Source organism: Candidatus Megaera venefica, assembly GCF_034554655.1.
GTDB classification, from domain to species: domain Bacteria; phylum Pseudomonadota; class Alphaproteobacteria; order Rickettsiales; family Rickettsiaceae; genus Megaera_A; species Megaera_A venefica.
Genome location: NZ_JARJFB010000078.1, coordinates 1 through 8,895 on the forward strand (window position 1 = coordinate 1; position 8,895 = coordinate 8,895).

General features: G+C 36.1%; 11 protein-coding genes. 1 reads left to right on the plus strand and 10 read right to left on the minus strand.

Annotated features, from left to right (window positions below; translation table 11 throughout):
- Positions 1 to 13: 13 nt before the first annotated feature.
- The 10 genes from Megvenef_RS05480 to Megvenef_RS05525 all read right to left on the minus strand — a co-directional run bounded on the left by Megvenef_RS05480 (position 14) and on the right by Megvenef_RS05525 (position 7,444).
- Positions 14 to 796, minus strand: a complete 783-nt coding sequence (locus Megvenef_RS05480) for a hypothetical protein (protein ID WP_322776973.1) — start codon at positions 794 to 796, stop codon at positions 14 to 16.
- A gap of 287 nt (positions 797 to 1,083) precedes the next feature.
- Positions 1,084 to 1,464 carry a type II toxin-antitoxin system VapC family toxin gene (locus tag Megvenef_RS05485; protein ID WP_322776974.1) on the minus strand — a complete coding sequence of 127 codons (381 nt, stop codon included), beginning with the start codon at positions 1,462 to 1,464 and terminating at the stop codon, positions 1,084 to 1,086.
- Positions 1,445 to 1,723: a hypothetical protein gene (locus Megvenef_RS05490; RefSeq protein ID WP_322776975.1), complete on the minus strand. Its 279-nt coding sequence runs from the start codon at positions 1,721 to 1,723 to the stop codon at positions 1,445 to 1,447. Before Megvenef_RS05490 ends, Megvenef_RS05485 begins: the two co-directional genes overlap by 20 nt.
- Positions 1,724 to 1,785: 62 nt before the next feature.
- Positions 1,786 to 2,895, minus strand: coding sequence for a hypothetical protein (locus Megvenef_RS05495; protein WP_322776976.1), 1,110 nt, complete (start codon positions 2,893 to 2,895; stop codon positions 1,786 to 1,788).
- Positions 2,896 to 2,897: 2 nt separating this feature from the next.
- Entirely contained in the window at positions 2,898 to 3,353 is a 456-nt protein-coding gene (locus Megvenef_RS05500; protein WP_322776977.1) for a hypothetical protein, read from the minus strand.
- The gene (locus Megvenef_RS05505) at positions 3,353 to 4,330 is read right to left on the minus strand and encodes a hypothetical protein (RefSeq protein ID WP_322776978.1); all 978 of its coding nucleotides are present in this window, start codon (positions 4,328 to 4,330) and stop codon (positions 3,353 to 3,355) included. The genes Megvenef_RS05500 and Megvenef_RS05505 overlap by 1 nt, the downstream gene beginning before the upstream one ends.
- A 2-nt stretch (positions 4,331 to 4,332) precedes the next feature.
- A complete protein-coding gene (locus tag Megvenef_RS05510; RefSeq protein WP_322776979.1) occupies positions 4,333 to 4,749 on the minus strand; it encodes a hypothetical protein in 417 nt (138 codons plus the stop codon).
- Positions 4,742 to 4,924, minus strand: coding sequence for a hypothetical protein (locus tag Megvenef_RS05515; RefSeq protein ID WP_322776980.1), 183 nt, complete (start codon positions 4,922 to 4,924; stop codon positions 4,742 to 4,744). The genes Megvenef_RS05510 and Megvenef_RS05515 overlap by 8 nt, the downstream gene beginning before the upstream one ends.
- Entirely contained in the window at positions 4,921 to 5,064 is a 144-nt protein-coding gene (locus tag Megvenef_RS05520; protein ID WP_322776981.1) for a hypothetical protein, read from the minus strand. Before Megvenef_RS05520 ends, Megvenef_RS05515 begins: the two co-directional genes overlap by 4 nt.
- A complete protein-coding gene (locus Megvenef_RS05525) occupies positions 5,057 to 7,444 on the minus strand; it encodes a hypothetical protein (protein ID WP_322776982.1) in 2,388 nt (795 codons plus the stop codon). The genes Megvenef_RS05520 and Megvenef_RS05525 overlap by 8 nt, the downstream gene beginning before the upstream one ends.
- A 293-nt stretch (positions 7,445 to 7,737) precedes the next feature.
- On the opposite strand from Megvenef_RS05525, the gene Megvenef_RS05530 reads away from it, so the two are divergent.
- A partial coding sequence (locus tag Megvenef_RS05530) for a leucine-rich repeat domain-containing protein (protein WP_322776983.1) occupies positions 7,738 to 8,895 on the plus strand: 1,158 nt, incomplete at its 3' end.

Consider the following 8,895-nt stretch of genomic DNA (forward strand, 5'->3'; position numbering starts at 1 on the left):
TTAGCTCCAAAGCTTAAGCACCTGCAGTAGGGCCGGCAACACCGACAGAGCCGTATGCATGTTTATTGAACTTAACCAAAACATCCACAAAAGGCATATTTATACCTGGAATTAAACCGGTTGGGTTTGAATTCGGATTTACACTCGGCGCAAGACTGATTATTTTCATGTCTAAAGTTGCAGTAGCGGCAATAGTAGAACCGTCAAGATAATAAGCCGATATACCGTTCCTAGTATTACCGGTACTAGGATTTTGAGTTAATGCTAAAACAGGATCGGTAAAATTAATACCTGCTACACCGAGATTGGCATTTAGTCCTGAGCTTGTGTTTAAAAATCTAATGCCAGCTGCATTAGCTACTGAGCTGGATATTTGTATGCTAAATATAGCCATCGGATCATCGTTCACGTAGGCTGTAATAGGAGTACCGGGCATAACAATTGTACCTCCTGGCCAATAATTTGAGTCGGTAAGTAACTTAGTTTGCGCACTCATATAAGTACATGATACAAAAACACCTAGGAAAGCATCTGCCGCAGCTGTAGCAATACCCGCAGCAGCAGTACGATTTGCAGGCGGTGATAGATATTCCGGGGCTATTGTACCAACCATAGCGGCTACTCCTGGATTACTAACCCATTTTACTGGATCACCGCTAAAAATAGAGTTCGGTTGAGTAGTTAGACCGTCAGCACTTGCATAAATAAGGTACGGTTTTAATTTTTGCGTTCCTCCGTTGCCAATTGCCGATTCAACAATTTGCAAACCACCAGAAGCATTGATTCCATTTGACATGGCAATCTCTCCATTAAATATTAATAATAACGATTTTGTGTCTCGTACGACATTTTTTTGTAAATGATAATTTCAAGGAAAATTAACAACCTAGGAAGCTTTCGCTTCGACCTTTTATTGTCTAGCCATGACATCTTCTACAGTTTTTAGAAAGGAAACTGTACAAACTTAGGAAGTTCTCACTTCGACCTTTTATTGTCTAGCCATGACAGAGCTTTCACTCGAACTTAGTGTTAGTTTAAATTAAAATGTATTTTTAGTCAATCGTTTAATTATTAGAAAAAGAATTACCAAATAACTTTACTAAAATGGGATTTAATAAAACTATCTTTAGTAATCAAGTGGCATTTAATTACATTAGCATGGGCTACAATTAAGCGATCAAAAGGATCTCTAGTCCAATTTAATGCTAACGCTTCTTTGATAACTCTACTCCACAATGTGTGGTCAATCCTTAATCCTATTCTAAACTGCAAATCCTCATATATCTCCTCTGAAGAAACAAGTATTTTTCCTATCTCAAAGAGATATTGAAGCTCAAGTAGTACAATAGGGCTAATTAATAATTCATTCGATTCTATATTTTGTTGAGCCTTTATAGATAATTTCTCAACTGCGCCCATATAAAGCCATACTACTATATGAGTATCAATCATCACTTGCATCATGTTTCCACTCTTTTAACCAATCATTATATATGAGATCGTCATCAGAACATTTGATAACATTATTTCGTTTTATTAAAGAAGACAGTTTTAATTTTTTTTCTTCTAGTACTATTTTTAACATATGCCCCTTTCTTTCGATCTCTATTGATTGACCGGTTTCTATGACTTTATCTATTTCACTAAAAATATTTTGTCTTAAGTGCGTTATTGTGGTGGCCATATTTACTCCATGTACATATTTTACTAGTGTAGCGTACATGAATTATAATGTCAAATTATTACATTTTTAATGCCAGCAAATAAATCAATGCCGCCTCTAGACTAATTACCAAAAACAACGACCGAAACTCCATCAGCAGCCGTCACCAAATTACCCAAAGTATCTACCGTATATATTATCATGCTTTCTGCGCTTCTTGATCTAAAGAATGCAGTAAACGGGGCAATAGTTTCAGTGCCACGACAAAGACTTAATAGAACTGTATAATTACCATCTGGAAACGGAATAGTAAAGGTAACGACATATGCACCATTACCGCCTGTTACTGATGCTATATTATAATTACTCTGCAAAGTAATATTATTTGTTACATTATTATTATCGAAGAAAAAACATTGCGCAGAGGCTACCGCAGGACTTGTAATAGAACCCGACACAGTTAAGTTATTTACATTAGTGATGTTACTAAGCGTGTCAATGTTCACCCCGTTTAATCCAAGGTGACCCTTACCATTAGAAGATAAGGCCAGACTACCGTCCGTTTCACTCGTTGTTAAAGTAGTACCGCTAAGGGCGAAACTCCCGACATTAAGTGCCGTCAATCCCGATATAGCAGAATTTAAATTAATTATCGGTGCATCAATTACTCCATCCCCGTTATCTATATTCACATTAGTTCCGCCTACTAATACAACCGTCTTCCAAGTAAGAGGATTATTTGCGGTAATAACCGGAAACCCGGGTAAAGCATTATTAGTTAAAAGATTTAAATTTTGTAGAGAGGCAGAAAGAGTAAAATCAAAATTACCGCTAGGAGCAGTAATTGTCCCAGGAGTGATATTAATTGAATTGTTACTACTAGTGGCAGATATCACGCTAATAGCACTTGATCCTTCACCGAAAGGAATCATACACCAAATGCCGGCATCCGTACTTGTGTCAGTCAGATAAATTTCCCTGATTTCCGATGGAAGTATAATATTTCCGATAGGAGCACCGCTATTATCAAGTAGCGTAAAATCATGAAAACCGACATTATTAAATAACAAGCTAGTGCCTACAGTTACAAGCTTGCTACTAGGCAGAGTCATCGTTCGCAAGTCATTATCAGAAATTATATTGTTTTTGTTCGATACTACTACGCCTCCCGTAAACGGATAAGCCCAAGATAAAGTAACGTCCGAAGTTAAATTAATAAGCGAATATGACATTGTTATTTATCTTGAAACGGCGAATTAACCCTATAAACATCCGTCGTAAGACCGGCTAAAGTATCATGCATTATATTAGTGTTCTTTTGCTTTAGATACGCTCTTTCCTTATCCCCGTATCTGACATCCCTTTCTAACAGAATCGTATCACCCGTAGTAATACAGTCTCTTGCTTCCAATCCTTTACGTGCTTGCGTAAAGGTCTGTTTATTACTTAATCTATCAGGATCTACTACACGCCATTTGCGTGATAAAAGTCTATCGATTCGCTCTGGCGAGTTTAAAGCAAAATAATACTCCATACCAGGTTCTTTTATCTCATCGACAATAGTGGTAAAAGGACAGGTTGAATCGGTAAAGTCTAAATCAAAATCATCTTTATCCCAATCATGCTCTCTTATATCACGATCGATACTTTTAAATTCAGAGTTAGTATCTGGTTTAATTTTTGTTGCCATTATACTCTCGCCTCCTTAGCGTATTTTTGTAAATAATTAATATATTTTTCTTCTGTCATATCACAAGCTGCCGCAGCTTTCTTTTGTTGTAGCGTTAAAACTATAGGCTTGTTTTCCACTACGTTAGTCGGTTGATGACGACTTCGAACTCCGCCGAAATGTTTACCGATCGGCTCTTTTACGGTTTGCGTAGCACCGATTTGCGTAGTACCTACCTTTTTTACTGGAGCGGTTTCTTGCTTAGTCTTTGTTGCTTCATCTTTTATTTTATCCACGTATTCGTCTATGATATTAAAATATTCCGGAGAAGCTATTAAATGCATTTGGTTATTTCTTTTTAATCTATTCTCTAACTTATTGATAAACGGCAGTACCCGGTTAGTTAAACTTTCGTTATATTCAGCAGAACCTTTATCCAAATCAGGATTATCTTCAAGCCAGTCATATAACATATTTTCGTTTGTATAAGTGTTCCCCGCTGCTGCCGTCGGTTCTTGCAAACCACCATTATCACGTAGGGTTACTTGCGGTGCTCTTTTTGCATCGTTAACTACACTAGTTGCTTGAGCAATTTCCGCAGTAGCGGTAGCAACAGCTTCAACATCACCCTCACCGAGTGCTTTAGCTAAATTTGCCTTTGCTTTATCAAGCAAGCCCATAGCAACCGTCCCGTAATGATAATTACCAGCCTCTAATGACTTATGGAGCAATTCTTCCATACTGGCATTTTTTTGCTTTAAAGCTTCAACTTCAGCAGCTAAGGCATAAGTTTCAGCATAGGTATCTCGCTTTACCTTCCATTTTTTTGCTTTAGGTTTTTCTTCAACGTTATTACTACTGACAACACTGACGGTTTCTTCTTCAATAGGTTCTACTGGAGCAGATTCTAGAGAAGGAGGTGTCAATGGCTCTTCAGCCTCCGTATTATCTGCAATACCCGTTACCGATTGTACTTGATCTTCTATTTCATCTTGCATTTTTACCTCGATACTTTTGATGGATCTTCTACGATTAATTTAATTTTAAAGTCTTCTACCATAATTATCGGTTCATCTTCATATTTAGCTTGCAGGCTAGAACCTCTGGGAAATATAACCCAATCACCTACTTTAGCGTAAGGTCCGCTTGGAAATTGCTCGCCTTTATAAGCGTCAGCCCCTGCTTTAAGGATCATTCCGACCATAGAATTATATTCTAAATCAGTCTTCACTGCCGTCGGAGGAAGATAAACCCCTTTATTAGTTACGGTAACCACGGGCATCTTATATATAAGTATTAGAACATTAATCCCCGTTACATGTACGTTCTCAAATCTTTTTATCATTGTCTCTTTGCAGAAGTTATTTAAGTCAATGCCGAAAGATTCGTATCTTTTCTTCTCAAAGTTTTCAATCATCACTATTACTCTTATATTGTTCAACTAATTTTTCCATAGCTATATTTAAGCCGTGTAAGACCCCTATATAAAATTTATAATCATCAAAAGTAGTGATACCGTGAGGATTTGTTATATAGGATCTGTTTTTCTCTATTTCACTTTTTAGTGAATCTAATAGGTTATGGCGGTTCATTTTCTACTCAGCTGTTTACCGCTACTCGTCGCTTCTCCTTTTCTAACCTTAGCAGCTCCACCAGCGGCATATTTCTCTAGCTTACTTTCTTTCTTTTCTTGTATTTTTTTTAGGGCATATTCCCTGCGTTGTTTATCCATAAATTTCCTCTTCTTTTAATGGTTCTTTAGATTGTTTAAGTTCTTCTTTTAATAATTCAATTTCAGCTTTAAGTGTATTTTCTCGCTCTTTTGCTTCAATCTTCAATAACTCAATTTCTGATTTAGCATCTGTTTCAAGTTGTTTTTGTAGCAAGTCGGCGTTGTTTTCACGAGCCGTTGCTTCTATCTTTAATATATCCATGTCTAGCTTTGTTTGATTTAAGAGCTCTTCTAAATTCACTTTTAAATCAGCTATATAACGATCTTGCTCCATTTTAGCCTTGTCTAGTTCAATATTCATTTGCGTTTTATAGCCATCGGCCTCTATATTTAAATGAGCTATTCGCTCACGTGATTCAACCTCTAAACGCCTTTGCTCGATATCTGCCATTTGTACTTGTACCCCAGGATCAACTGGCATTTCTTCATTTTGCTCAAGGTTTTCCGGTAATAGAATTTGATCAATACCAGAGATGCCTAATGCCTGGTATACTCTAGTATATATCTCCCTCATATTATGTAACTGCGGATCAGTAGAGGCTATCTTTAGCAAACTTTCCGCTTTCATAATTCTTTGAGTCGTAGACTCTACAGAAGGATCAGATACGGGAATGATTTTTATAGATTTATTATCATGAATTGATGGATCTAATGCCTGAAATAATAACTGTATCTCATCGCTAAAAGAAGCATGTACCGTACGTAATATTGCCGATTGCATACGATTAGCTACTTCAAGCATCGCCATGGTAGTTCCGACCGGTGTATTTGCACTATTTTCAGGAAGACCTACTTCACTTGTTGAAGCAAGCTGTTGTGTTTGATTTGTCACTCTCTGAAGATACTCAAGCAGTGCAGGTGAAGGTCCGTTATAGGGAAGAGGCATAATAGCCTGTGCTAACGGAAGTGCTCCCGTATCTAAAGTGATAAATTGACCAGGAGTTATTGTTATATCATTATTTTGATTCTTAATACCCGGTACTTTTACACCGCCTGGGAAATTCTGAAATATAGCAGCATCAATTGCCATTCTTTGCATACAAGTTAAACTCATGGCATTACTACCCAAAACTTGAGCAAGCCCTAAACCGTATATATCAAACCCGGGGAAAAGATTATAGTGAACAAAACAATTAATCCGAGTGCGAGTCGGATCGTCTTCTTGCCAGTTAGGTATAATACTTACTATCTTATTACTCAAACCGCATCTAGTTATCACATAGGGTGACGGTAGTGAATCATTGTCAAGTTCCCACTCATACCCAGAGTCAAAAAACTCATTCAAATCTAAATATTCATGAGTCTCATAAAATTTAAAGCGTGATAATGTACTATAAGCCGATATATCAATGCCGCTATTTACGTCATCTTCTTTAAGATCATTTTCTTCTGTATCTACAATGTTATTTGTTGATTTTAAATAATCAAGCTCAACGGATCTAAATGTTCCATCTTGCATATTAAGTAAGATCTCTCTTTTTAAAAGATACCTAATATGAGTAAGACGATTAGACTCTAATATGCTGCTACAATTATTATCTACTAAAAAATCTTCAGGGATAATAAATCTGCTTATCGGTTTTTTGGTTATAGAATCATAATATACTTTACGAAAAACACAGCCGTACAACAGTAGGTAAAGTAAAAATCGATCATAATCAGGGTAAAATCCTTTATCCTCTATTGTTAGATATTCATTGAGCGCATCTTTGGTTATCTCACCTTGTAACTCATATCTTTCCGTATTATTACTATCGGTTTTAAATCCGCACGGACCGGCAGAAGGTAACAACTCCGAACGAAGTAGTGCCCACAAGCGAAGTAATGCGGTAGAAAATGTGGTATCAAATGTTTTTATTTGGTCATTATTAACTGTAGAAGAGTTAATTGTTTCGTTTATCTTATTACTTGCTTCTTCAAGACCAAAACCCAAGAACGGTTTTGTTTTATTAATGATATCAAGCCAAGGTTGCCTAGACTTTATATCCTCCGAAGTCACTTCTTCTAAATAAGAAGCTATTTTCTCAAGCACCTTTTCTGGAATACTACTTGAGATATCGCTATTAAAGAGCTGAGATTCCTCAATGTTTTCATTATCTAGTCTAGATAAGAGCTCTTCTCCTAAATTAATGCCCTCATCTTGTGAAGCACCGATATCGTCTATTAACTCATCGCTTATATCGGTTTGCGCAGCACCAATAATTTCAGGTGAAGGTTCATTAGTGCTAAGCAAATTAGCTTCTAATTCATTTGGCAATCGGGCTAACTCTAAGAAATCATCTATTTCTGCAGCACTGGTTTCTTTAAGCGGCACACGTCTTTTTTTTGTTCCCAGGGCAGAATTTCTATCTTCTTTGTTTGCTCTACTTTCGACACCCATATTAATGTTTTTTAGATCAATTTTATTTCTTAAAATAACTATGAATATTATAGCATTTTACACCTCTAAATGCAAGTTTTTTTGCCCGTAAACCATTGATAAACAGGAGTTTTTGAGTGATTTTAAAATGCAAGTTGCGAATAGCTGATAGCTAATCTTAATGATGAATCTTAGAGAGATATTTTTATTACAGTGACGAAGAGATATAGCAATTATAAATTGTATATTTCACTTGTTTTAAGCTAGAAATTCTGGTTATTTGGAATAATACAAATTTAATTTATGAGGTTTTTATGTTTAAAGGTGGTGGTAAGTGGTCGTCTAATGGATGTGATGGTAAAAAAAGAAGTGGTGGTTTTATAGATGTTAATGGTGGAGTATCTAAAGGTGGTTCGCTAATAGTGACTCATCATGACTATTCTTCTAATGGTTACCAAGGAGGTAATGGTACAGGCGGAACTGGTGGAGGTTATTCTGTAGGTAGCTACAACAGTACTTTTCTTTCAAGTTATAGTGGTTACGGCAATTCTCAAGGACTAGGTAAATTATATGAACCAGAAGAAGTATTGGGTATGTCAGGTCATACAAAGAAAAATCCATCTGGAGATAGTGAGACCATTGACCAAATTATTGAATTCTCTAGGAGAAAATCTGCTGATTGTTGGGGTAGTAATGCACTTAATCATGGTTCTGGTGGAAAGGATGCTCCTCAATATATAAAAGCTATTAATTTAGGCGGAACCGATATGTATGATAGGGACTCGGGTAATTTGTTTTATGTCCTTCGAGACTTTAATTTTAACCTAGAAATTCTTAATTTATCTAACAATAGGATTGGAGATTTAGGCGTTGAGTCCATGATATACGGAATTACTGGTTTGCAGTATCAAACTTTGTATAGCGCAGAGAGCGGATGGAAACCTTATCAAAGCAGTATAAAAACAGTACAAAATGTTATAAGTATCAATTTGAGTAATAATCAAATAAGTGATAAAGGTGCTGAACTACTTGCACATTACCTAGCAAATGGTTCTTTACCTAGTACAAAGTTTATTGACGTTTCAGGTAATCAAATTACATCTACTGGCGAAGGTTATTTTGTAAATAGTTTAGAATCTTTAAAGAAACAGGACATAGCAATTATTCTAAAAAAGATTACTGAAACTGGTAATGAAGCGATAAAAGCTGCTGTAGATTTTACACTAAAAGCTTTGAAATATAGTGTTCAACAATTTGCTAAAGAGCAATGGGAGCTTGATAAAATAAAAATAGATGGGTGTGGTGGTATGGGTGTTAATATTGGAAAGGGTTTTATAGCAGGTTTGATAAAGTGCGTCCCATTGGAAGCACCTCAAGCAATATTTTTATGTAGCTTAAAAGAAGGTGCTATTCAGGGTCTTTTTGAAAAAGAAACTCTTCAATGTATAGGAGATATAAATGACACTTTGGAG